The sequence below is a fragment of the Enterovibrio nigricans DSM 22720 genome, from assembly GCF_900167155.1.
In the GTDB taxonomy this organism is placed as follows: domain Bacteria; phylum Pseudomonadota; class Gammaproteobacteria; order Enterobacterales; family Vibrionaceae; genus Enterovibrio; species Enterovibrio nigricans.
In genome coordinates this window covers 1-24,050 of record NZ_FUXU01000007.1, presented here as the reverse complement: position 1 = coordinate 24,050, position 24,050 = coordinate 1, and the positions used below count along the sequence as shown (strand labels likewise).

The following is a 24,050-nucleotide window of genomic DNA, read 5'->3' as shown; positions in this document are numbered from 1 at the left end:
TTTATCGGGTTGCATTTAGCAGAGTTTCAAAGGTTTCGTTTGCCGCGGTCATAATGCGCGATGACGCCATGTAGGCCTGTTGAAACTTCATCATATTGGCCGCTTCTTCATCCAGGTTTACCCCAGAAATTTCCGCCACACGTCCGGCGGCCGCATCATGCTCAACACGACTCACGTCTTCAAGTCGAACATAAGACGCTTTTTGCACACCAAGGTCGGTATTTAGCCCTTCATACACATCAATGAGACTGGAACGGCCACCGTCCATCAGCTTCATTGTTTGCAGTTTTTGCATTCGTATGAGGTTACCGTTTTCACCATCTGCCGGCTTTAAACTCACCGCAAATATATCTTCATGGGCTGCACCACCGCTTAACTCAAACACAGTACCGTTAACACTCACTGGCACACTAGGCGGATAAGCTTGCGGAGCTAGAAGAATATTGCCCTTCATGTCCAACACGGCAAATTGAGAAGCATCCGGAGAGATGGCTACCTGAAATTCGTCTTGCGCGCCCGACTGCAGTACTTTCAGGTTCCCTTCGCCAGTTAACACTGATTTTGAACTGACATAGCTCTGTGCGGCGATTTTTGCTGGATCTTCCATCGTGACCGCAATTTGACCTGCAGCCTGTCGAACCGGACGGAGAATAACGCGCTCGCCTGCCGCTAAACCTGCATCAACTTGAATTCTAAGTCCATCATGCGAGATTGAAGGCGGCGTTCCTGATGGCGTCACTGCAACCATTTTTTTCTCAGGATCCACCAGCGTGTATTGGCTTCCGTCAAATTTGAGTTGATAGTCGCCAATTTTCAGCTTAGATAAGTCATCAATATAAACTTTCAGATCAGCGGTAGAATCCGGACTGGTAATGACACGGTCTGCCGCAATTTTATCACTGTTAAAATCGACAAAAATATCTGTTCCAACGTTTCCCGCCAAATCAAAACCTTGCGATTGCAATTCGTTAATTGACAACGCAAAGCCAGCAGACAGTCGACCTAATTCATCGCGTGCCTGACCCAACGTACTGTCACGGTATTCAAACATCGCTCCCAATCTGCCGCGAATGTCCGCGTTATCGATCGGCTTTAGGGTTTTCCCTTCCACCAGCGCCAAACGACGCTTTTGATGATCTGGCACACCGGGAACTGTCTTTAACTCACTGGAGCTAAGACCTGAAACAAGGTTATGACCACTGCCTATGATGACGTTATAAAGACCATCATCACGTTGGTTGATGCTCACTTGAGTAAATTCAGACAGCTCATTAATAAGACGTTGATGCCTATCCAGTAAATCATTGTCTACCGCTTGGCTTTTCAGCAGGGCTTTATGAATGTCGACGATCTCACGACCGATGTCATTCATTCTGGTCAGCGTGGCGTCAATCTCTACGGTGGTGTCTGCTTCTTGCGCTTGGAGCATAGTATTGATGTCATTAAGACCCGCTGCCACCATGCGCGACTTTTCCAATACAACCTTACGCGCCCCCATGTCGCTTGGGCTATCGGTCAAGCCTTTTACCGCACCGTAAAATTCGTTCATGTTCTCAGGAATTTTTTTTGCTGAGTGCGACATCATGTCGTCGAGCATGGTGAGTTGGCTATTACGTGTTTGCGAGTGAGACAATGCTGAAGTGGCAATGTTGAATTCATTGACCGCAAATTTGTCGTAGTTGCGGCGAACAGATGCCGCATGCACACCGTGGCCCCATTGGTTCGCAGACCAATAGGCGGAGTCGTTGGCGCGCTGTTCAACGGACTGACGGCTGTAGCCTTCAGTGTTCACATTTGAAATATTGTGACCCGTTGTATTCAGTTGCCGCTGTGCTGTCAGAACGCCCTGAGAACCGAGCGTCAGCAGATCAAACCCCATTCTGCCCCCGTGTGCAACTCTGCATCACTGTTTAAACGTAATTATTGAATTTAGTGATACAAGAATCGTGCCATAGAGGTTTTATGTTGTTTTTCAATGTGTTTTGATGAAATCACACACAGCGTGCTTGGGCGCCTGCTTGATATAGGCAAGTGATTGCCGTTACTCCGACAACCATGTCCAAAGACCGAATGAGAAATGTGGCAAGAGATCGATGCCTAGGAAAGATTTCACCAAATACAGAGAGATAATGGCGACGGAGAAAAGCACTAAACTCCCCAGTAATAAAAAGAACACTTTTCCTGCATAAGCCATTCTCTGTTCCGCCCGGGTCAAATCTCGACGGTTACGACCCAGCAAGAACACAAAATAATAGCTCCAGCTAAAACTGCCCATCACAGTTCGAATATCGACGATATGCTGCGCTTTTGCCCGTGTTCCAAACATCAGTTTAAGTTGTAGCAGTTGCGACTCGGTAAAACTACTCGCAATATCCTTGGGGACTTTTTCGAGGAAGGATCGGATAAAAGGGTCATTGTAAATAGACCCCTTGATGTTTCCTGTCGGATTGATTTTCGGATCTGTGTCTTGTGATGAGACTTGATTGGGTTGCTCTGCCATTTTATTCCACCTACGCGTAATACAAAGCCCAAAGCTAACCAACACACAACAAACTTACGGCTCCATCAATCCTTTAACTCGCCCAAATATGCTCATGACTTTATTCGCGTATTGTGGGTCAGTTGCATATCCTGCTTGCTGTAGTCCGCTAACAAACTGCTCAGGTTGTGCTGTCTGTTGCAAGGCCGTCGCATAGCGAGGGTTTTGATTTAAAAAGCGGACATAATCATCAAAGCTGTCCTCATAGGAAGCATAGGCACGAAATGATGCCATTTCCTGCACCGGAATATCTTCATAGAATTCTAAGGTTTGCGTCGCTACCTTGCTTCCGTCCCAACGCGGGTCTGCTTTAATGTTGAATAAGTTATGACTGCTGCCTCTCGCATTAGCAATCACCTTTTTACCCCAGCCCGTTTCAAGTGCGGCCTGGGCGATCAAAAGAGCAGGATCCGTACCTAGGCTTCTCGCGGCTTTTTTCGCATAAGGTGTTAAGCGAGTTACAAATTCGTCCGGTGATTCAAACGGCGCCGCTTTTGGAGGCATTGGCTCAGGCGTACGCTGTCCATCAATGGGCATCGCCGCCACGTTTTTCATTTCCGGTAACACTGAGGCATGATCAGAAGTACTGAGCGGTGCCAATTGACCCAATTTAACACCGTGACTGGCCGCGCTTTCTGCCACGTCCATCGGCTCACTGTTTTGTGGCCCTTTGAACTGCTGCACAATAAGATCTGCTAACCCTAAAGAACCCTCACGTGATAACGCACTGGATAATTGCTCATCTGCCATCTGTTCATAAAACTTGGACGTGCGGTTATCAATTAGCTCCGACTCAAATGCTTCATTTGCCTGTCGCATAGACTTGAATAGCATTTGCGTGAACAGTGCTTCAAATTGCTCTGCGGCTGCACGCATCGCATCGTCTGATTGCTCTCCACCTGTCGCTTTCTGACGCAGTAGATCCAATCGGCTAAGATCATGTATGAATCCGGTATCAATCGGTGCTTTCATGGCTTATATCACTATCAGTTGGCCATCGATCGCGCCAGCTTGCTTTAGCGCTTGCAAGATAGCCATGAGATCTGAAGGTGCGGCACCGACTCCATTTACCGCGCGAACAAGATCGTCCAAGGTCACCCCTGGCCTGAAGTGAAACATGCGCCCATCTTCTTCTTTCACTTCAACACCAGAATCTGGCACCACAACGGTTTCACCACCCGAGAATGCGCCCGGTTGGCTTACCTGAGGATTTTCATTAATGGTCACTGTCATGCCACCGTGCGTGATAGCCGCAGGACGCAGCCTCACATTCTGTCCCACAACAATGGTGCCAGTACGGCTATTCACAATAATTTTTGCAGCTGCATCAGCGGGCACAAACTCTAGGTTTTCAACGGTAGAAAGAAATGCCACACGCTGAGAAAGGTCGCGCGGTGCACGAACACGCACAGACGTTGCATCAAGCGCAGACGCCGTGTTCGGGCCAAGAAAGCTGTTGATCGAGTCAGCCAATCGCTGGGCAGTCGTGAAATCAGACTCAAACAGGTTGAAGGTAATGTGGTCGCCACGCCCAAACGGGCTGGGGACTTCTTGTTCAACCGTTGCTCCGTTGGTAATACGTCCGACAGTTGGTGTATTACCAACGATAGACGAACCATCAGCACCTTCTGCACTGAAGCCGCCAACAATCAGGTTACCCTGAGCAACCGCATACGTTTTGCCGTCCAGACCTTTCATAAACGTCTGAACGAGGGTTCCACCACGAAGGCTCTTTGCCGAACCAATTGACGAAACCGTGACGTCAATTTTTTGACCCTGCTTTGAAAACGGCGGAAGTTCTGCACTTACTGCAACAGCGGCGACATTCTTTGTCTTTGGCTTCGTGCCTGGCGGCAATTGAATGCCAAAATTTTTCAGCATGGCGTTAAAGCTTTGATCGGTAAAGGGTGTACTTTCACCCGTACCGGCAAGACCCACAACAAGCCCATACCCCACTAACTGGTTGCTGCGCACACCTGCAACTTCCGATACATCTTTAATTCGGGCTGCTTGTGCCACAGGGCTTGCTACCAAGGCAATAAAAAACAGCGTTAGCCAATGCTTCACGTCAAATCTCCGGCAACGTTAATACGCGTTAAAGGACGACATTAAAGAATCGTGCCAACCATCCCTGATCTTGAGTATCTTGACGATCTCCAGTACCAGAGTATTGAATTCGTGCGTTAGAGATACGCGTAGACGCAACCGTATTCTCTTGGCTGATGTCATCCGGACGAATCGTGCCACTTAGGCGAATATACTCGTCACCCGTATTCAGGGTTAGCCACTTCTCACCACGGATCATCAAGTTACCGTTTGCCAACACATCAACCACTTCAACTGAAATAGAACCGCTGATGCTGTTGCTTTGGTCTGCACTGGTTGAGCCACTGGTTTTGTTATCGTGACTTGCTGCATAAGATAGGTTTGACTCACCAATCGTTACTTCCTGACCGCCCATTTCCATCGGGTCCATACTCAGGTCACTGGATTTATTCGCGTCACTGCTTGCGCTTTTTTTGGCTTGTGTCTTTTCTTCTAGCAAGACAGTGACGATATCACCAATGCCTCTTGGCTTGGTGTCGTCATACAAATCTTGCGCTTGTGAAACACTAAATAGGGAGCCTGTTGCTGTCGCATAATGCTCTGGCTGAGAGGTCGGATGAAGCGGTGTCCAGTTAGGATCGCCTGCAATAGCATCTTCACGCTGACGTAACAGGCCAATTAGCCCTTCACTGCCCCGATCTGTTGAACCTTCAACCGCATCGGTGTCCGTGGTGCCCTGCACGATTTCATCTTGAGGCAACAGGTCTTCTGGGCTCAACATAGAGCAACCCGAAATGGTTGCCAACAACAGACCTGTTAGCAGTATTTTTTTCATCCGCGTGCTACTCCCTTATAGGTTTTGGTTCACGTAACTCAACATCTGATCGACAGACGAAATCACTTTGGAGTTCATTTCGTAAACTCGCTGCGCTTCAATCATGTTAACCAGCTCTTCTGTTACGTTAACGTTGGAGGTTTCCAGCATTGATTGACGAATACTTCCCAAACCATCAAGACCTGGCACACCTTCTTGCGGGTCACCGCTTGCACCAGTTGGTAAATAAAGGTTCTGCCCGATAGGCTCAAGGCCACCTGGGTTAATAAAATCGACGGTCGTAAGCTGACCCAAGATAGCGTTTGCTGTCTGACCACGAAGGCGCGCGGACACTTCACCATCCGTACCTATGGTGACTTGAATAGCATCAGGCGGCACGACAATTTCAGGTTCAACCGGATAACCCGCGCCCGTCGTCACAAGCACACCTTCATCATTCAGTGTGAACTGACCATTACGCTGATAACCAATATTTCCGTCCGGCAATAACACTTGGAAAAAACCGTCGCCTTCGATCATCAGATCGAGTGCATTATTAGTCGTCTGAGCGTTACCGTTGGTATGAACGCGTTGCGTCGCAACCACTTTAGAACCAGCACCTAGCATCAAGCCACTTGGCAATTCTGTGTTTTGCGATGACTGACCACCCGGCTGGTTGATGTTTTGATAAAACAAATCTTCAAATACCGCACGCGATTTCTTAAAGCCCACCGTGGAAGCATTCGCAAGGTTGTTCGAGATGGTCGAAATATTGGTTTGCTGGGCATCAAGGCCGGTTTTACTTACCCACAAAGCTGGATGCATGATTAATCCCTCTTAATTAACCCATACGCAGCAGAGAACTGGATGCTTGATCCATCTCTTCTGCGGTTTTCATTAGTTTGACTTGCATTTCGAAGTGACGCTGCAGATCAATCAGGCCTGTCATTTCGCCAATTGCATTCACGTTACTGCCTTCAAGTGCGCCAGTAAGAAGGGTGACACCTGCATCTGCCTCATAGGCAGTCCCAGGGTTAATCGGTTTAAACACACCGTTCTTATCTTTAAATAAATCTTGGTTGTTTGGGCGAACCAATTTGATGCGATCTATTTCTTCCATCGCATCGGGTGGAGCGCCTTGTGGCAACACGGAGACAGTGCCGTCCGTACCAATTTCAATTTTCGAAACAGGAAGAGGCAGGAAAATTGGTGCGCCACCTTCGCCCAAGATCAAATGACCGTGGCCGTTTTGCAGTAAACCTGTCTGATCGACTTTCAAATTACCAACACGGGTATAGCCTTCTTGGCCTGTCCCGTCTAAAACCGCCAACCAACCGTCACTTTTCACGGCAACGTCCAGCTCTCGACCTGTAGTAATGGTCGAACCTTGTGCAAAGCTATGCCCTGGGCGTTCAGTCATATTGAACACGCGCGTCGGCAAACCTTCACCGTAGGCCTGCATGGCTCTGGCTTGCTCTAAATCAGCACGAAAGCCCGTGGTACTTACGTTAGCCAAGTTGTTAGCTCGTAATTGCAAGGCTTGCATATCTTGCTTTGCGCCACTCATGGCGAGAAATAATGCGCGATCCATTAAGACGTTCTCCTGTCGCTTATGCTAAGTATTAAGCAAGAAGAATGCCAATTGGCTAAATTTTGATTTAACAGAGAGTTAGCTCAATAGATGAGCAATCATAGCAGAGAGGTGAGAATCAGATTGGGAAATGAATTGCCGCCCAAAAGATGAGCGGCAATGAAAGCGGAATGCACAGAAATTAACGAATCTGAAGAATCGTCTGTTGCATCTGGTTACCTACTTCCAATGAACGCGAGTTAGCTTGGAAGTTGCGCTGTGCAGTAATAAGGTCAACCAGCTCTTGAGTCATATCAATGTTAGATTGCTCAATGGTACCGCTTTTTACCTTACCAAAAGCACCCTGCATCGCTTCACCCCAAACCGCTTCGCCAGAGTTCTGCGTTACTTTCCATTGAGTATTACCTGCTTGAGATAAGCCCTGTTGGTTGGAAACACGTACCATAGCGACGCGTCCAAGTGCGACGTTTTCACCGTTACTGTAGGTCGCCATGATGGTGCCTTTCGAGTCGATATCAACTTTTGCCAAATAACCCGTTGTTGCACCATCTTCCGCAAACTTGCGCATTTCAAACGGTGAAGCATATTGCGTAGGCTCTTCAAAGTTGATAGTCAGGGCCTGCGAACCATCAGCACCGTTCATTTCCAATCCCGCGCCATTCGGGCCGAACTCGACAGTCTGGATAGGTGCTCCACCATTCACTGAATTGACGGAGCCATCAGAATTAAACTCAACAGCATGACCTACTTGGCCTGTAGCATTGGTAAATTCACCGCCAGTCAGGCTCAATGGTTTCTCGCCAGTTGGATCGGTCGCCGTGTAGTAGACCGCCCACTTGTTTGGCGTCACGTTGTCTTTAACATAGTAAGTCGTCAGTTTGTATGGCTGACCCAGTGAGTCAAAAATGGTCGCTGACGTTGCTTTGTTATAGGTGTCAGGGTCTTCTGGATTAAACAGCGCAGGGTCTTTTTCAGCACCACCTGCAGGCAGGTTCAGACCTATGTCTATGTTCTCAGACGCGCGAGGCTGACCAAACTGATCTGGCACATTCAACGCTTTAGGTTCAAACGAACCGACTTGAAGTGTCTCTGTGTCAACGTTGTAACCCAGAAGGAATTGACCTTCAGAGTTAACAATATTGTTGTTCTTATCAAGATGGAATGCACCGTTTCGCGTCAATGCATTATTTTGTGTCGCCAGGTTGTCGTTTGCTACAGCAAAGTAACCGTTACCACTGATACGTAAATCAAGAGGGTTATTGGTATAGATACTGGAGCCTTCATGGAATTGCTGCGCCACAATGGACGTTTGCACACCACTACCTGTTGTGGTTTTCGCGTTGGAAAAAATCGATGCTGAATAGACATCACCGAATTCTGCTCGCGACTCTTTAAAACCAAAAGTGTTGGCGTTCGCAATGTTGTTACTGGTGGTGTTCATGTCTTTTTGAGCGGCAGCTAGGCCGCTCAATGCGATATTTAATGATGACATTGCTGGAACTCCTTAATCTTTTTAGCTCTGGCTTACATCGCCAATGTTGGCTTTGCCGACTTCAAGCACTTCAGACAGCTTGATTGGCGACGTGTAGCCCGCGATATTCAGCATCACATTTCCGTCACCATTCCCAAGAAGAACACTGTTTACATTTGCATACGTCGACAGTTCAAAGTCCTGGGATTTACCGTTTACATTGCCGCTTACGTTCATTGAGTAAGTGCCTTCCGGCAGAAGGTTGCCATTGTCGTCTTTTCCGTCCCACTCAACGCGATGATCACCGGGAGACTTTGCACCAAGACTGAAGGTACGTAGCAACTCACCGCGATCATTTTGAACTCGGACAACAACGTCATTCAAAGCTTGAGGTAACTTCGCCATCGCGGCAACGCCACCCATGGCAGATTTAAACCCTTCATTGCCAGGTACTAGCACATCTTGACCCACGAGTGACGATGCCTGAAGTGCCTGACTGGACGTCATCGCTGCATTCAAAGAGCCAAATTGCTCATTCATCTTTCCAATGCCGTCAACCGTTGCAAACGAGGCCATCTGCGCAATCATCTGCTCGTTATCTACGGGTTTAAAAGGGTCCTGGTTCGCTAACTGCTTGGTGAGCAATGACAGAAAGTCTTCTTGGTTCAGGTCAACCTGTCCCGTCACTTTCTCCCCGGTATCACCGCGTTCTGTGCGTTGTTTTTCTTGTAACGCTTTGAGCTGGTCCATGTAGCTTCCGCTACCTACGCCACCCGCTCCATCTATAGGATTCATAACGCCGGTCTCCTACCTTTACTCGCCCATTTGTAGCGTGCGCATGAGCATCTGCTTGCTCGCTTCTGCCACTTCTACGTTGGTTTGATAGGAACGGGAGGCTGAAATCATGTTAGCCATCTCTTCCATCACGTTGACATTCGGTTTGAAGATATAACCTTCAGCATTCGCCATTGGGTGTTCGGGGTTGTACTCCGCACGCAGTGGCTTTTGGCTTTCAACAATACCCGCCACGCGAACCGGTACACTTGAACCGTTTTGTGACGTTGCTTTATTTAACTCAGCAGCAAAGACAGGGTGGCGCGCTTTATACGTTTCAGCCGCTGAGCTACTGACGGAATTCGCGTTCGCCAAGTTACTGGATGTGGTGTTGAGTCTTACTGACTCAGCACTCATGGCAGAACCAGTAACATTAAAGACGTTAAACAGACTCATCAGTTACCCCCTTTCAAAGCTTTGGACAAGTTCTTGAACTTAGAACCCAGAAAATCTAATGATGCCTGATACTCAAGGGCGTTTTGCATGAACAGGTTACGCTCCACTTGCGCATCAACAGTATTGCCATCGCCGGTATCTGGCTGGTTGGGGATACGATACATTTTCTGGCCATTCACCTGTGAGGAGGCATCTATGTGCCGCCCATCGGTTCTGCTAAGGCCAATTTTTGCCCCTGAAGTTGCCGCTTGAAGCGCACGCTCGAAGTCAACATCTTGGGCTTTATACCCTGGCGTGTTGGCATTGGCTAAGTTACTCGCCAAGGTCTCAGCGCGCTGTGAACGTACGCCAACAGTGTGTTGGTGTACACCCAATGCTTTGTCGAACGATATCGCCATCTGGCAACCTCCTAAAATTCACTAACTCAGAATTTGCAATATAGATGCCAACTTTATCAAGCATGCCACATTTCAATCGTATGCCAATGTAATTACTCATTTTCATAGCAAACAGACGAACCATCATCACGCTTACAGAAAGGTACAAACATAAAAAAAGCAGCAACTTCTGTGCCGCTTTTTCTCATCACGATGGTGTTTATTTCAGTTTGTATATGATGCCTGGATTACAACGGATCATTTCAAAGCGATCTGTCAAACCCGTCAATGACTCTGACGCGCCAAGCAACAAGTAACCACCGGGATTAAGGCTACCAGCCATCTGATTGAGGACTTTCGACTTCATCTCTGGTGAGAAATAAATCAACACGTTGCGACAAAAAATAATGTCGAACTTACCCAACATGCCATAGCTGTCCATCAAATTCTGAGGCTTGAATGTCACCATGCGTTTGAGAGGATCTTTGATTTTCATCCGGCCATCACCGACATCTTCAAAGAACTGTCTTTTGCGCTCTGGAGACAAACCACGGCTTAATGCCAAATTGTCATACACACCTGCACGGCAATTTTCGAGCATGGTCGACGAAATATCAGTCGCCGTAATCGAGACATTCCCTAGCATTCCCGGCTTTTTGGTATGAACTTCTTGAATCGTCATAGCCATTGAGTACGGTTCTTGACCAGAAGAGCTCGCTGCAGACCAGATCTTAATAGGGCGCTTTGACTCAGCCAATTCAGGGAGAAGTCGATTCGCTAAGACTTCAAACGGGTACCCGTCTCTAAACCACAAGGTTTCATTTGTCGTCATTGCATCAATAGCCGCAACCGCCAAATCTCGGTTGCGATTAGACAATACAAGTTGAAACAGCTCAGTCATAGATGACAGACTGAACCGCGTCAACAACGGGCTTAACCGGCTTCTAACGAGATATTGCTTGCTATCGCCAAGAACGATTCCACACTTCGCTTCCAGATACTTACAAAAGTCGCGATATTCTTGATCTGTTATGGCTATATTTGTCATTGATTAGCTTTCTTGGCCTTGTACCGCTTTGATGACTGCTGCGCTCAATTCATCAGGATCGAATTTCGGAATAAATGCATCAGCACCTACACGCTGAACCATCGCTTCATTGAATACCCCACTGAGGGATGAGTGTAATACTACATGAAGATCTTTGAGATTCGCATCCTTTTTGATTTCAGTGGTTAAGGTGTAACCATCCATTTCTGGCATTTCGATATCTGAAATCACCAACGCAAGTCTGTCGTAAATATCGCCTTCTGCCACCATCTCTTGAAGCTTGTTCAATGCATCACGACCATCGTACGCAAGAATAACGTCGTAGCCGATCGTTTCAACAGCACGTTTGACCTGTCGACGGGCGACACTGGAGTCATCAGCAACCAACACGACATTAGGTGCCGAACTGCCTTCTTCCACCACAGGTTTTTGCGCCAACACTTCTTCACTGATCTCTTCATTAACTGGCGAGATTTCGTTAAGAATCTTTTCCACATCAAGAATTTCAACCAGCTCGCCGTCAATCTCCGTCACCGCCGTCAAATAGTTTGAACTGCCCGTGCCTTCTGGTGGCGGTAAAATGGCTTCCCAGTGCATATTCACAATGCGCTCTACCGACCCCACCAAAAAACCTTGTGTGGAACGGTTAAATTCAGAAATGATGATGAAGCGATTTTCAGGGTCATTAATCGGCATTCCGCCTGTCGCCAAACTCATGTCGATAACAGACACTGTCTGACCACGAATATGAGCAACCCCCTTTACAAGTGGGTGCAAGTTGGGCATGGAGGTCAGCTTTGGACACTGGAGCACTTCCTTTACTTTAAACACGTTGATGCCGTAGCGTTGCCTACGCATCAAACGAAAGGTCAATAGCTCTAGACGGTTTTGGCCGACAAGTTGCGTACGCTGATTGACCGTATCAAGAATCCCAGACATAAGATAAACTCCATATTGCCCTGTTTTTGTTATCGTATTGCAGCAAACATTTGCGCAAGTCGCTATTCTGGCATGCGAATTGATAGAACACTGCAGCTATATTAACTTTCACTAACCATTCTGTGACTTATGTGTTATCAAAGATTAGCTTGCTTCATTATCGGCACACTTGTCAGTGGCTTTAGCTCAATTATAGCCGCTGCTCCAGCAAATCAACTCCAAGCAGTAAAAGATGCTGCCGAAAGTTTCGTCGAAACGCTGATTACCGCGCCAGAACAGGGGAAACTCGAGGTTCAGGCGGGCCATTTAGATTCCCGCCTCGTGCTATCAAACTGCCCTTCAGACTTAAGAACAACGGTTCCTGGGCGCCAGTCTCTCAACAAAAGCGTAACAGTTATGATTCGCTGTGAAGAAGATGATTGGCAGGTCTACGTTCCGGTCCAAATTAAATTGCTCACACCGATCATTGTGGCCAAAAGACCGCTCGATCGTGGTGTCACGCTGACGAACGATGATTTGATTATTCAATTGGTCGAAGCGCGTTTTCAACGAGGGCAAACCTACACGAATGCCGATATCATTGTTGGATCCCGAATCAAGCGAAATGTCGGTATGGGTGAGCCCGTTCAGGGAAACGATATTTGTATGGTCTGCCGCAATGATGAAGTCATTATTACGGCTTCAGGTTCAGGATTGAATATCATTACAAAAGGCAGTGCATTGAGTGACGGTGCTCTCGGTGAGCAAATTAAGGTTCGCAACAGTAAATCCAACCGAATCGTAGATGCTACAATCACAGCAGTTGGACGTGTAGACGTGAAATTCTGATTTAGTGAAATTTAGTGCTAAAGTTCACATATGTGCTGCCGATACTGTGAGCAACAGAAGGTTCGGACAGATATTAAGGCTTAGTTATGGCAAGTATCGATCATTTGCGTTCTGGTCAGCCGTTAAACACGAGCAGAAGCAACCAAAGCAAATCACAAAATACACCCGTTGAATCAAACGGTTCAGGCGAAGTGCGTAATCACCGTGGTGATGCATTTTCTTTAAGTGATCAAAGTCGTGCTATTGGCGCGATGAATCAACAAATGGCCAGTGAAGCACATTTTGATAGCGCAAAAGTTGCCGCGATCAAAGAAGCTATCGCGAATGGCTCTTATAAAGTTGATGCTGATCGCTTGGCATCTAACATACTCAAACACGAAGATGAACTTCGTGGACTTAAGTAATTATTGATGTTTACGCCAACGTTTGAACAACTGCTTCAAGCTCAATCCGAGAACGTGATGGAGCTGCTGGAAGTAATGGAAAGCGAAACGACGGCAATCGCAACGCGCAAAGCTGCGAATATCGAATCCTGCGCGAAGAAAAAGCTTTCGACCATTCAACGCATCCAGCTCACTGATGCGCAGCTGGCTCGGTGCAGTGAATTGGCATCGCCAACGAATGACGTAAAAGAGCAAATAAATAAAATCAAACAAACGCTCGAACAGTGCCATTCTCTAAATGACAGTAATGGTGTCGCTCTTCAACGCGCCCACCTCAGCATGCACAAACTTCGTAACCTCTTCCAGGAAGCGGCAGGTAAGAATGAACTTACCTATGACAGCGACGGACAGGCATCCGGAAGTCGAACCCTCGGCACTAACGTAAAAGCCTGATTGAGACCCCAAACAAAACGAAAAGCTGCCAAATTGGCAGCTTTTTTGTTGGTACTTTTGACACTGTTCAAATGGTACTAGAAGATGATTGAGGTGTCTGATGGCACGTTGTGGGATTCACCATATTCTTTCATCTTATTCATTTTACGCAGGTTAAGCTCCATTTCAGTCACATAACTGTCACCTACTTTGTAACTTGAAACCACTTCGGCCGCACGAATAATACCGTCAGAGGCACCATGCGTTCTGTCATTGCCAAGGCTTTGGTCATCAACTTCTGTCAAACCACTAACACGAATACCATACACTTGCTCAGACAGCTCTTTGTACGCTTCAAGTTTTGATGCGCGCATAGCGCGAAATTGTTTCTCTTCTTGCGTGTCTCCACGCTGGGCACTAATTGATGCGGTCCCAACAGCTGTAAGCAATTCATCAGAACGGATAGTTATCAGTGGCTGGCAAGCGGTAAGCACCAATAACAATGCAGTTGTTAGCCAAATTTTCATGTTAACTCCGTTCTATTAAGGTTTAAGGATGACCGTCTCTAGCGAATGCTTGCGCTTGTCACCACGAATGATAACGCCATCTTCAATGCGTACTTTTCTTAGCGTGTCAATGTCGCGGCCAATTCTGTCCGCTGGCAAAAATCCTTGCGATGAAGCGACAACAACGCGAGATCGCATGCCCACTATACGCGCATTGACAAGCACACCACCGCCTTGGCGGAGCATGGTGCCAGTCAGTACGTAGTCAATTTGCTGCTCTGGGTGCAGTTCTTTCCAATCGCGGCTGAGGGTAAAGTCCCCTTCCTTCGTCACGCGAATCGAACCTGTATTTTTAAAATCGATGACAGTGAATCCGCGACGCTGCATCTGGTAGATCATGCCTTCTGTGACTGTATTGCCTAACCAATTGGTTTCATCCATCTCTTCAACATCAACGAAGGACACAACGGCCATGGGGGTTCGTGCTGTTAAGTAGTTGTTGGTTTCAAGCAGTTCGTCGGCAAGACCATCAAGAAAATAATCTAGCGTGTGCCGAGGTGTTTGCTGCAACAGAAACTGGCTTCCCGAATACGGCTCCTTGCCGTTATAAATTGGGTTATAAGCGCAGGAAGCGGTTACTAGACTCATTAATATAACTATCCAGTTTTTCATTATTGTCTGGCTCCGGGCACGTTCACAGTCATTTAGGTCGAGCATTATAAAATCAAACGCCTAATCAGACCTTTATCTTTCCAAATTTTAGGAACATTATTTGCATCAGCATGGTCATACAATTGCCGTATCTGCTAACCACGTTGCCGCTTTCTATGCGATGTATATCGGTCTAGCAATTTTTATACCTATTATTGGAAACGGGCCTTATGAGTAAAAGATTTCTTACCCCTCTCGCAACAGGATTGCTGCTGGCAGCAACGTCGACGCAGGCTGCGTGGTATGAGGTGACGGGAACAAGCACCGTTTTAAAAAATGCAGAACAAGCGAGAGATAGAGCTTTAGAAGATGCAATTTTTCAAGCACTAAAATACTCAGGGGCTGATATTGGCGGTCTGGCAGACATTCGCCCTTACCTAAAAACGCCGCGCACCGATTATCAATTCAGTGGTAACGAGATCAGGCATATTCAGATCATCGACACAAAAGAAAGAGGCGGCGTCATGAAATTGACTGCCCGTATCGATATTTACCCTTCGGCAAAAGCTTGCCACATAAATCAATACAAAAAAGGGTTGCTGATGAGCCGATTTGATATTGTCTCTCCTCAGCATGCTGCTCTTGGTGGCGTTTTTCAATTTGGTGATGATTTTACGGTGCTCTTACAACGCCAATTTGAAACCCAAGCACAAAGCTTTGTTGCACAAGGGATCACTCCACACCATGTATCCCCCTCTTCTCCAGAAGTTGCGACAATGATTGCAGAAGATGCCGGTGCACAATTTGTTCTGGTTGGATCAATCACTGACATGAGTGCAACAATCGATGAAAAACGATTCAAAGATGACGAAACTAATAGACAGCTTGCGCTATCCGTCGATGTGATTGATGGAAAGTCTGGTGAGGTTATCTATCAAAACAGCTATCGAGACATTGCCGCCTGGCCTTTTGAACGTCACAGTAAAGTGGATACAAAAACCGCACGTTTTTGGACCTCGCCCTACGGTGAAATGGCGCAACGTGTAAGTAGAAATATCCTTCTAGACCTAGAAAGCAACCTGTCTTGCCGCGCGTCGACCCCTGAAATAATCTCTATCAACGGTCAACAGGGTCAGATCAATGCAGGGCGCATTCATGGCGTGAAGCACGGAGATGAACTGTCGCTATGGCATAACGCTTCGTTTACTGACCAATTTGGTGTTTTACGCACTCAATTGAAAAAAAGCGAGATGTTGCTGACAGTAAGTCGTGTTTACGAAAGCTCTGCGGAGTTTACTGTTGCACCCGTTGAACTCGCCTCCAGCATTCAAATTGGTGATTTAACAACCAAAGGAACACAATAACGTCACTTTATTCTTAACCTATTCTATTCATTCGGTATACTAAGCATCTGGGTGTTACAAAAACATCCTTTGCTCCCATAGCTCAACAGGATAGAGCAGTCGCCTCCTAAGCGATCGATCGGGGTTCGAGTCCCTGTGGGAGCGCCATATTTTTACAAGTATTAAATCACTCTCATTCATCGAGCTAAAAACATCACAAGCACTTCTCCCCCTAAGCCTCTTGCCTTGCCTACAATAGCAATCCTTGAAACAAACCGTAAATCACCTCAATTATGAGATGTAGATCTTATTTCACGACAAAAAATGTAAAGGTTTCCTAATCTAATTGTGCACCAAACAAAATAAACAGTTAGGAGAGGTTCAATGAAAAGGTATGTGTCATCTGCAGCAATAATATGCTTGCTGTCTCTTATTGGATTTAGCGCCAATGCTGATGGAAATGGTAACGCAATCAGGTCCATTGGTAGTATGCACTTACTCAGACGGCTCCACGAATTACATCCCTTCCGTTATTTGCTCTCACAACGGTGGAACTTTCGTTCGAAATTGGGGTAACCAGTGGTAACCGTTTGTTAATGCACACAGTGTTCTCGCTTCATTGATGCGTATAATTTTTTGTTTCACGCAAAAGAAAAAGCGAGCCCTAAGGGCTCGCTTCTGTTTGAGTCACTTTTATCTAAATAAAGATTAGAAGTAGTACTCTGTACCCAGCATGAAGCGTGTACCGCTGTCAGCGTGGTCTTTGTCGTTCAACATTTCGTAGTTACGAGCGTCGAAGTAGATAACCATGCTTGGCAGAGAGTACAGCAGACGTGCGCTCATCGCAGTTGAGGTGTCATCTTTATCGCTAGCGTTAGAATCCATTGATTGTGCGTAACCTACTTTCGCCAACCATTGGTCGTTCAACCAGTAAGCTGCAGTCACAGACAGCGCGTTTTGAGACGTGTTGTCACGATCGTTATCCATCATCTTATAGCCAGCAGTAAAGGTTGCTTTACCGAACCATACGCTACCACCGATCAAGCTGTAACTAACGTCACCTTTTTTGGCTGTTTCGCCTTCAACCAACTCTTTTTCACCAGTTTCTGTATCAAACTTGTAAGAGTCTTCAGTAGTCTCAGTCCAACCACCTTGAGCATAGTGACCACCGTGGACGCTGAAGTTGCTACCAGTATAAGAACCAGCAACAGAAACAACTGCTTGCTCAGTGTCTGCACCCATGCCGCTTAAGGTTGCTTGGAAGTTGAAACCACCAAAGTTTGCCGAGTCAAAACGCAATACGTTGTCTGCACGTGTTTCGTAGTCAGCACCGATAGCATTGTTCCAATCGAATACGTTACCTAGACCTGGGTTAGTGTGTGGCCAGTCAACATAGTCGTATACAGCGATAGTGCGACGACCAAAAGTAACTGTACCTACATCTTCAAATTGGAAACCTACGTAAGTGTCACGGCCGCCTAGGATACCGTGGTATTTGTTCCAAGGGTCAGTACCGCTGTCACGGTTGTTCGCGTTACCAGATTCGATTTGCCATACGAAGTTTGGAGCAAAGTTGTCAAACTCAACTACGCCACGGAAGCCGATACGTGATTCAACTTCAACACCAGCACTCTGCTCTTTACCGGTGCCAGCTGGGTCCCAGAATTGGTAAGAAGCTGCCGCTTGTCCGTAAATTTGTACCGCTTCGCCAGCCAGCTCGATTGCTGCATTAGCAGAACCAGACACAGCAGCCATTGCTACTGCTGCGCCTAGAAGAGAACGTCTAAAAGTCTTGTCCATGGAAAACTCCTTAAAAATGTTTAAACCGATAGAGAGTTTCGCTTGCTTTAAGTTGGCCGCCGAAAGCAAACGACATCGGTGTTTTTGTATTGATTTAAACTATCAACGCTGTGCAGCTTAATTCGTATCGATAAAAAAAAAATCCACAACTGAACGAAGTTTGAATTAGTTCAAAATTAGCATCTAAAATATTATTAACCCTTTAAATACAATCAGTTATAACCCATCAAATACAAAAAAATGTTCTAAATATCATATTTATCATCACACGAGTGATACACCTCACGATTAAATGACAATACAAAAAACACAAAAGCCAATCCGAGGTAATTAGGGAGGCAGGATAGTGAAGTAAATCGCAGTTTATTATTGATTGGTTATTCAATTAGGGACAATAGAGCAAAAAAACCCCGAACGATATCGGGGCTTAGTCACAATGTGGTTTTACTTATTGCGCTTCGCGTTTCGCAATATAGTCGAGAGCAAGTTCGATACGCTTGATGACACGTTCTTTGCCCACAAGTTGCATCACTGCATCAACGGAAGGTGACTGACCTTGACCAGTAATCGCTACGCGCAGCGGCATACCAACCTTACCCATACCAAGCTCAAGCTCAGCACAAACATCAGCAATGACAGTGTGAAGATTTTCTGTGGACCATTCTTCAACCGCTTCTACTTTTGCTTTGGCCAGTTCAAGTGCTTCTTTCGCGACAGGACGAAGATGCTTCTTCGCTGCACCTGCTTCGAACTCTTCAAAGTCTAGATAGAAGTAACGGCTTTGTTCTGCAAGTTCAACCAAGGTGTTGCAACGTTCACCAACGAGTTTGATCACTTCGGTAAGCGCAGGACCATTGTCGAGTGAAATCTCTTTTGCATTCATATGCCACTGGAGATACTTTGCCACATATTCTGGCTCAGCCGTCTTGATGTAATGGTTGTTCAGCCAAAGCAACTTGTCAGTATTAAATGCGGACGCAGATTTTGAAATTGATTCTAGACGGAACAAATCAATCATTTCTTCCATCGAGAAAATTTCCTGATCGCCATGGGACCAACCCAAGCGCACTAAGTAGTTCAATAGCGCCTGTGGTAAATAGCCCTCATCACGATATTGCATCACACTGACTGCGCCATGGCGCTTAGACAGTTTTGCACCATCGTCACCCAAGATCATTGAACAGTGTGCAAATTCAGGAGTGTTTGCGCCTAATGCTTTGTAGATGTTGATCTGGCGAGGTGTATTATTGATATGGTCTTCACCGCGAACAACCTGGGTAATACCCATGTCGATATCATCGATAACCACACAGAAATTATACGTTGGGCTACCGTCCGTACGGCGAATGATCAAATCATCCAGTTCGCTGTTTGAAAATTCGATGCAACCACGCACATAGTCATTGAAAACAACAGAGCCTTCTTTCGGATTGCGGAAGCGAATACAGAACGGTGCATCTTCTGCTACGTTGCTGTTAGCTTCAATAATGCGTGGATGATTTGCATCATAACGAGGCTTAACGCCCATCGCCATTTGCTCTTCACGAATTTCGTCGAGCAGTTCTTTTGGTGCGTAACATTTGTACGCTTTATCTTCCGCCAAAAGCTGGTCAACAACTTCGTTGTAACGGTCAAAGCGCTTAGTCTGGTAGTAAGGACCTTCATCCCAATCCAGGCCAAGCCACTCCATACCCTCGATGATTGCATCAATAGCTTCTTGGGTAGAGCGTTCTATATCCGTATCTTCAATTCGAAGTACAAATTCACCGCCAGTGTGTTTAGCGTATAGCCTAGAATACAGTGCCGTGCGGGCACCACCTACATGCAAGAAGCCAGTTGGGCTTGGTGCAAAACGTGTTTTAACTGTCATGTTAATCCTATAACGTTCAGCAAAGTTCTAAGGACACGGATTGAGCTCCGAGAAAGGGGGTATTGTATGCGTTGACGAGGCGTTGAACAATCATTCAATGGCTTTCGAGGTGCAGCAAGACGCTGGATACCCCCCCTGAAAGTACCCGGTGATTGGTATCATAATTAGGATCTAAATCTTATTTTTCATCGAGAATTGTAAAAAAGTCCTAACATATTCGTGAAACATATAACAAACAGCTAGGAGAGTTACGATGAAAAAGCTAATCGCTTTAGTGGCAGCAGTAAGTTTCGCGTCCGTTATAAGCTTTTCTGCAAATGCAGATGGAAACAACAGTGGCAGTGCAACGCAAGCGGGTCCATTAGTTATGTGTGACTACCCAAACGGTACAAAAGACTATATTCCAAGCATGATTTGTAAATTCAACGGCGGTACGTTTGATCCCAACGTAGGGCAACAGTGGTAAATGGATAAAATTAACGCAAAATAAAGGGCTTCAAAAATTGGAGCCCTTTATTTTCTAACACGTTATGAGCGAACGTTTTCTACCGCCCATTGAAGAAACTGCTGTTGCTCTTCGATACTCATTCGCAAAAAATCTGCCTGCATAAGAATCATTGAGTTGCCAGAAGATACTTTAACTTTTTCAGTTGCTGGTACCGACAGGACGGCTTTAACAGGGCTTATCGTCACTTCCGGCGTAACAGCCACAGGCACTGCCACAGACGAAGCATTCGTTGGAATGGCTAATGGCTTGGTTACCACTTCCACATCTTCCGCTTTTTTAAACTCGATACCGTGTGCTCTGTTAAACGCATCGATATCATCTTGATAATCGCGCAACAATCCTTTGCCTTTAGGCAAAAGCATATGGTTAGCTTGAATTTCTTTGCCGTTACTAGCTAAAAGCACAAATGAAGGGTTCTTTTTAAAATCGCCAATTTCTCTTTCAGCAGCGATTTTTTTCGTCGGACGGATTTCCAGTGAAGTATCACTAACATTAAATGTAAGTACGAGAGGATCCGATTTGAACTTGTCCCACTCTGACCCACCCGTTTGAACAAGTTTAGATACACGAACAACAATTTGATTCACGCCGTTTGGTAAAGAGAAACGTGTTTTACTCATCACTGAAAGTGGCAATTCCTCACCATTTACAACTATAGCTTCAACATCAGTACTCAGTTTCACATCTACAGCAGCATGTGCAAACAATGGCAAGAACCCAAAAAAGATAAACAGTGATTTCAAAATACGTTTCATATAGTCCTCCATGAAAAAAGCGAGCGTCCGGAGACACTCGCTTCAATAGTACTACATCTGCATTAAGGCTTAGAAGTAGTATTCTGTACCAAAGATGAACTTGGTCACGTCATCTGTTTTCGTTGCGCCATCAACATCGTAGTCACGCACATCGAAGTACAGAACAGCGCTTGGTAGCAAGTAGCCAACACGTGCAGTCATTGCTACGTCATCGTTGTCTTGGCCAGTAGTCTCAGCAGCTTTCGCGTAACCCGCTTTCACGAATACATTGTCAGCAACATTGTACGCAGCAGTGAACGAGTAAGTCGCTTGGTCAACATTTGTCAGACCATTGTCTTGCTTTTTGTAACCCGCAGTCACAGTCAGGTCACCCAAGAACACACTACCACCAACGATGTAGTAAGACGCATCACCTGCATCGACACCATCAGCCTTGTACTTGTCTTGGCTGTAGTAACCAGCGTGTACGCTGAACAGAGATTGAGAGTAAGAACCTGCAACACTGGTTACCAGCGCGTCAGTGGTTGAACCCATACCGCTCAAAGTTGCTTGGAAGTTGAAGCCGCTGAAAGAAGCAGAATCGAAACGCAGAACGTTGTTAGCACGGCCTTCGAAAGAAGCGCCAGTGTCATTACCTGCACCCCAAGTGTTATCAAACACGTCACCCAGACCTGGGTTAGTGTGTGGCCAGTCAACATAATTGTATGCTGCTACCAACTGACGACCGTATTTGAACGAACCAACGCCGTCAAAATCAAAACCTAGGTAAGTGTCACGCTGACCAAGGCTACCGCCGTCGCTGTTCGCGTTGCCAGCTTCCATCTGCCATACAAAATCAGGTGCAAAGTTATCAAATTCAACACGACCGCGGAAACCAAAACGAGACTCGATGTCTGTTGCGATTACGCCATCTTTGCCTTCACCTTGTGGGTCAGTTGCGATGATTGCACCAGCAGCTTGTCCGTAAAGTACTACGTTTTCGCCAGCAAGCTCGATAGCTGCGTTTGCACTACCTGCAACAGCTGCAAGAGCTACAGCTGCACCCAATACTGAACGTTTAAACATTTTTTCCATGGAAAATAACTCCTAAAAGGGATTTTTCAGAATGTTCGTACACCGCTTTAATGGTTGGCCGCCGAAAACGATGCCCGATGATTCGAAACTCCAAAACAATTTAGACTTCATTGCTTTAGATATTTATTAAAACCGATTGAACTCTCCCTCAATCGACATGTCCCAGCCTACTTCTACATAAAAAAACATCAATGAGAACTTTATTTGCTATTAAAAAAATATGACTCGGTGCAAAGTTCCATTATTGTTCGTGATCGAGATCGCTAATTTATGTTTTTATGTAAAAATAAAAACATAAATTCATAAAAAACATAATGTTGCACGCCGACATCGCATTGGAAATCTCAAAAAAATAGCGAGTGAGATCGTCATCACATCAAACAACTCTATCTTCCATACGCAAAATAACGACGATATAGGCATCTAATTTTTAATCGAGAATTATTAGAGATGGCTCGCAAACCACTTACTATAGATGTAAAAAAGCGCCGACTTAACGTCGACGCTTTTATTTAGAACTCTATGGATAATCTATCGTTTTAGGAGTGCAATCATCCCTTCTTCATCCAAAATATCGATACCCAGCTCCTGCGCTTTAGCCAGTTTAGAACCTGCGGCTTCACCGGCAATCAATAAGTCCGTCTTTGCTGAAACGCTACCCGTTACTTTCGCGCCTAATGCTTGAAGTGCTGCTTTTGCATCATTTCTTGGCATTTGCGAAAGCGTCCCCGTAAGCACAACGGTTTTTCCCGCCAGCGGCTGAGGCTCGTTCTCATCTTTTTGCTCGATTGCTGCCCAGTGAATGCCGCAGGCTAATAGCGCATCAATAACTTCTACGTTGTGCGCCTCACTGAAGAAAGAAGCAACGTGCTTCGCAACGATAACGCCTACATCTTGTACCTCGATAAGCTGTTCTTCTGTTGCTTCTCGGATTGCCTCAAAGGTAAAGAAGTGGTTCGCTTTGAGAAGAAGATTCAAGTTCCGAAATACGAAGTATTGTATTGTTTATCCAATGTTTTATTTCAAGGTTCTGACCCAAAATGGTCAAATCAAAGGGTATATCAGATGAACGTTTTTGATATGTTGAGAATAAGTCCAGGAGATTACCTAACAGTAGATAACCCTCGGTCAAACAGCGGCCCTCGGGATGTGGTTCCATTAGGGCTATCAAAAAACGGCATCTCAATCAGGGCTATAGATACTCGTTATGGCAACATATGCTACATAGGAGCAGATTGGACTATTTTCACCAGCAAAGGAGAAGAGTCGAAATTAGGGGATATAGATCATATAAAGCAAAGCCTTTTAGAGTGGAAATTAGGTAAGCTGGGAAAGAAAGCTCCCCCAACGGCGCCCCAGCAATTCCTTCCTGATGAAGAGTCGTTTGAAGTTGCTACACTTGATGAGATTTTAGAAACCTTCGACTTAAAAAACTTGAAAGTCGCTGTTACTGGAACTCTACCAATTCCTCGAAAACAAATTATCCAGTTACTAGAAACCTAGCGAATCCCCTCAAAATTCCTTTTCTAAACAATGAGAAAGACGCGCACCGACCCTTTTGATCTAATGAATTTCGCCAAAAACCACATTCCACCAAAAGGGATGAACGATGCGCGATATTCAAATTCTACAAGATACTCTACAAAATCAGTGTCCCACTATTCATAAAAAACGGCTTCACTCTCTGATACTTGCGACGCAATCCTCACTCGATGGGGCGGACCTTACGCTCACTAAACTTGGCCGCTCTCTGAACGTCATTACCACCGCTAAACATGCCATCAAGCGTGTCGACCGTTTGCTTGGCAATACGCAATTGCATCGTGAAAAAGACGATATCTATAA

General features: G+C 45.9%; 25 protein-coding genes, 1 tRNA gene and 2 pseudogenes. 8 read left to right on the top strand and 20 right to left on the bottom strand.

All coding sequences use genetic code 11. The annotated features are described in order from the left end of the window. Position 1: 1 nt before the first annotated feature. From flgK to B5D35_RS04260, 13 genes are all read right to left on the bottom strand, one after another. Positions 2-1,879: a flagellar hook-associated protein FlgK gene (gene flgK / locus B5D35_RS04320; RefSeq protein WP_078751365.1), complete on the bottom strand. Its 1,878-nt coding sequence runs from the start codon at positions 1,877-1,879 to the stop codon at positions 2-4. Positions 1,880-2,041: 162 nt separating this feature from the next. After that, positions 2,042-2,500, bottom strand: coding sequence for a hypothetical protein (locus B5D35_RS04315; protein WP_078751364.1), 459 nt, complete (start codon positions 2,498-2,500; stop codon positions 2,042-2,044). Between the two features lie 54 nt (positions 2,501-2,554). Then, positions 2,555-3,511: a flagellar assembly peptidoglycan hydrolase FlgJ gene (flgJ, locus tag B5D35_RS04310; protein WP_078751363.1), complete on the bottom strand. Its 957-nt coding sequence runs from the start codon at positions 3,509-3,511 to the stop codon at positions 2,555-2,557. Positions 3,512-3,514: 3 nt separating this feature from the next. Continuing rightward, a complete protein-coding gene (locus B5D35_RS04305) occupies positions 3,515-4,606 on the bottom strand; it encodes a flagellar basal body P-ring protein FlgI (RefSeq protein ID WP_078751362.1) in 1,092 nt (363 codons plus the stop codon). Positions 4,607-4,634: 28 nt separating this feature from the next. Beyond that, positions 4,635-5,420 (bottom strand): flagellar basal body L-ring protein FlgH, encoded by a 786-nt coding sequence (gene flgH, locus B5D35_RS04300; RefSeq protein WP_078751361.1) that lies wholly within the window; start codon positions 5,418-5,420, stop codon positions 4,635-4,637. Between the two features lie 15 nt (positions 5,421-5,435). After that, a complete protein-coding gene (gene flgG, locus B5D35_RS04295) occupies positions 5,436-6,224 on the bottom strand; it encodes a flagellar basal-body rod protein FlgG (RefSeq protein WP_078751360.1) in 789 nt (262 codons plus the stop codon). A 16-nt stretch (positions 6,225-6,240) separates the two neighbouring features. Beyond that, a complete protein-coding gene (locus B5D35_RS04290) occupies positions 6,241-6,990 on the bottom strand; it encodes a flagellar basal body rod protein FlgF (RefSeq protein WP_078751359.1) in 750 nt (249 codons plus the stop codon). A gap of 181 nt (positions 6,991-7,171) precedes the next feature. Next, complete coding sequence (gene flgE / locus B5D35_RS04285) at positions 7,172-8,482, bottom strand: flagellar hook protein FlgE (protein ID WP_078751358.1); 1,311 nt, start codon at positions 8,480-8,482, stop codon at positions 7,172-7,174. Positions 8,483-8,503: 21 nt separating this feature from the next. Further along, the gene (locus tag B5D35_RS04280) at positions 8,504-9,247 is read right to left on the bottom strand and encodes a flagellar hook assembly protein FlgD (RefSeq protein WP_425291230.1); all 744 of its coding nucleotides are present in this window, start codon (positions 9,245-9,247) and stop codon (positions 8,504-8,506) included. Between the two features lie 27 nt (positions 9,248-9,274). Next, positions 9,275-9,691 (bottom strand): flagellar basal body rod protein FlgC, encoded by a 417-nt coding sequence (gene flgC, locus B5D35_RS04275; RefSeq protein WP_078751356.1) that lies wholly within the window; start codon positions 9,689-9,691, stop codon positions 9,275-9,277. Beyond that, entirely contained in the window at positions 9,691-10,089 is a 399-nt protein-coding gene (gene flgB, locus B5D35_RS04270; RefSeq protein ID WP_078751355.1) for a flagellar basal body rod protein FlgB, read from the bottom strand. Before flgB ends, flgC begins: the two co-directional genes overlap by 1 nt. 199 nt (positions 10,090-10,288) lie before the next feature. Further along, positions 10,289-11,116 (bottom strand): CheR family methyltransferase, encoded by an 828-nt coding sequence (locus B5D35_RS04265; protein WP_078751354.1) that lies wholly within the window; start codon positions 11,114-11,116, stop codon positions 10,289-10,291. Between the two features lie 3 nt (positions 11,117-11,119). Then, positions 11,120-12,055 (bottom strand): chemotaxis protein CheV, encoded by a 936-nt coding sequence (locus B5D35_RS04260; RefSeq protein WP_078751353.1) that lies wholly within the window; start codon positions 12,053-12,055, stop codon positions 11,120-11,122. A gap of 129 nt (positions 12,056-12,184) precedes the next feature. Here B5D35_RS04260 and flgA point away from each other — a divergent pair, with 129 nt between their 5' ends. The 3 genes from flgA (at position 12,185) to B5D35_RS04245 (ending at position 13,719) form a co-directional block, all read left to right on the top strand. Beyond that, a complete protein-coding gene (flgA, locus tag B5D35_RS04255) occupies positions 12,185-12,883 on the top strand; it encodes a flagellar basal body P-ring formation chaperone FlgA (RefSeq protein WP_078751352.1) in 699 nt (232 codons plus the stop codon). A gap of 86 nt (positions 12,884-12,969) precedes the next feature. After that, complete coding sequence (gene flgM, locus B5D35_RS04250; RefSeq protein WP_078751351.1) at positions 12,970-13,287, top strand: flagellar biosynthesis anti-sigma factor FlgM; 318 nt, start codon at positions 12,970-12,972, stop codon at positions 13,285-13,287. Positions 13,288-13,293: 6 nt separating this feature from the next. Then, positions 13,294-13,719 (top strand): flagella synthesis protein FlgN, encoded by a 426-nt coding sequence (locus B5D35_RS04245; protein WP_078751350.1) that lies wholly within the window; start codon positions 13,294-13,296, stop codon positions 13,717-13,719. Positions 13,720-13,796: 77 nt separating this feature from the next. Here the strand turns inward: B5D35_RS04245 and B5D35_RS04240 are convergent, their stop codons facing one another. Continuing rightward, positions 13,797-14,225 carry an LPP20 family lipoprotein gene (locus tag B5D35_RS04240; protein WP_078751349.1) on the bottom strand — a complete coding sequence of 143 codons (429 nt, stop codon included), beginning with the start codon at positions 14,223-14,225 and terminating at the stop codon, positions 13,797-13,799. A 15-nt stretch (positions 14,226-14,240) separates the two neighbouring features. Next, complete coding sequence (locus B5D35_RS04235) at positions 14,241-14,876, bottom strand: FlgO family outer membrane protein (RefSeq protein WP_078751348.1); 636 nt, start codon at positions 14,874-14,876, stop codon at positions 14,241-14,243. Positions 14,877-15,085: 209 nt separating this feature from the next. On the opposite strand from B5D35_RS04235, the gene B5D35_RS04230 reads away from it, so the two are divergent. Together B5D35_RS04230 and B5D35_RS04225 are read left to right on the top strand one after the other, a co-directional pair. Beyond that, on the top strand, positions 15,086-16,219 hold the full coding sequence (locus B5D35_RS04230; RefSeq protein ID WP_078751347.1) for a flagella assembly protein FlgT: 1,134 nt from the start codon (positions 15,086-15,088) through the stop codon (positions 16,217-16,219). A gap of 71 nt (positions 16,220-16,290) precedes the next feature. Continuing rightward, positions 16,291-16,366: transfer RNA gene (locus B5D35_RS04225), tRNA-Arg, on the top strand. Between the two features lie 540 nt (positions 16,367-16,906). On the opposite strand, the gene B5D35_RS04220 is transcribed toward B5D35_RS04225, so the two are convergent. Continuing rightward, complete coding sequence (locus B5D35_RS04220) at positions 16,907-17,998, bottom strand: porin (RefSeq protein WP_078751346.1); 1,092 nt, start codon at positions 17,996-17,998, stop codon at positions 16,907-16,909. A gap of 448 nt (positions 17,999-18,446) precedes the next feature. Continuing rightward, entirely contained in the window at positions 18,447-19,868 is a 1,422-nt protein-coding gene (gene gltX / locus B5D35_RS04215) for a glutamate--tRNA ligase (RefSeq protein ID WP_078751345.1), read from the bottom strand. A gap of 253 nt (positions 19,869-20,121) precedes the next feature. On the opposite strand from gltX, the gene B5D35_RS04210 reads away from it, so the two are divergent. Further along, a complete protein-coding gene (locus B5D35_RS04210) occupies positions 20,122-20,334 on the top strand; it encodes a hypothetical protein (protein ID WP_078751344.1) in 213 nt (70 codons plus the stop codon). A gap of 62 nt (positions 20,335-20,396) precedes the next feature. Here B5D35_RS04210 and B5D35_RS04205 read toward each other — a convergent pair whose 3' ends face one another. From B5D35_RS04205 to B5D35_RS04195, 3 genes and pseudogenes are all read right to left on the bottom strand, one after another. Beyond that, complete coding sequence (locus B5D35_RS04205; protein ID WP_078751343.1) at positions 20,397-21,131, bottom strand: YccT family protein; 735 nt, start codon at positions 21,129-21,131, stop codon at positions 20,397-20,399. Between the two features lie 69 nt (positions 21,132-21,200). Beyond that, the gene (locus B5D35_RS04200; protein ID WP_078751342.1) at positions 21,201-22,205 is read right to left on the bottom strand and encodes a porin; all 1,005 of its coding nucleotides are present in this window, start codon (positions 22,203-22,205) and stop codon (positions 21,201-21,203) included. A 531-nt stretch (positions 22,206-22,736) separates the two neighbouring features. Then, a pseudogene (locus tag B5D35_RS04195) lies at positions 22,737-23,165 on the bottom strand (BRCT domain-containing protein); the annotation flags it as partial. A gap of 105 nt (positions 23,166-23,270) precedes the next feature. On the opposite strand from B5D35_RS04195, the gene B5D35_RS04190 reads away from it, so the two are divergent. Further along, a complete protein-coding gene (locus tag B5D35_RS04190; RefSeq protein WP_078751341.1) occupies positions 23,271-23,708 on the top strand; it encodes a hypothetical protein in 438 nt (145 codons plus the stop codon). Between the two features lie 106 nt (positions 23,709-23,814). Further along, positions 23,815-24,050 (top strand): annotated as a pseudogene (locus B5D35_RS04185) (IS4 family transposase); the annotation flags it as partial.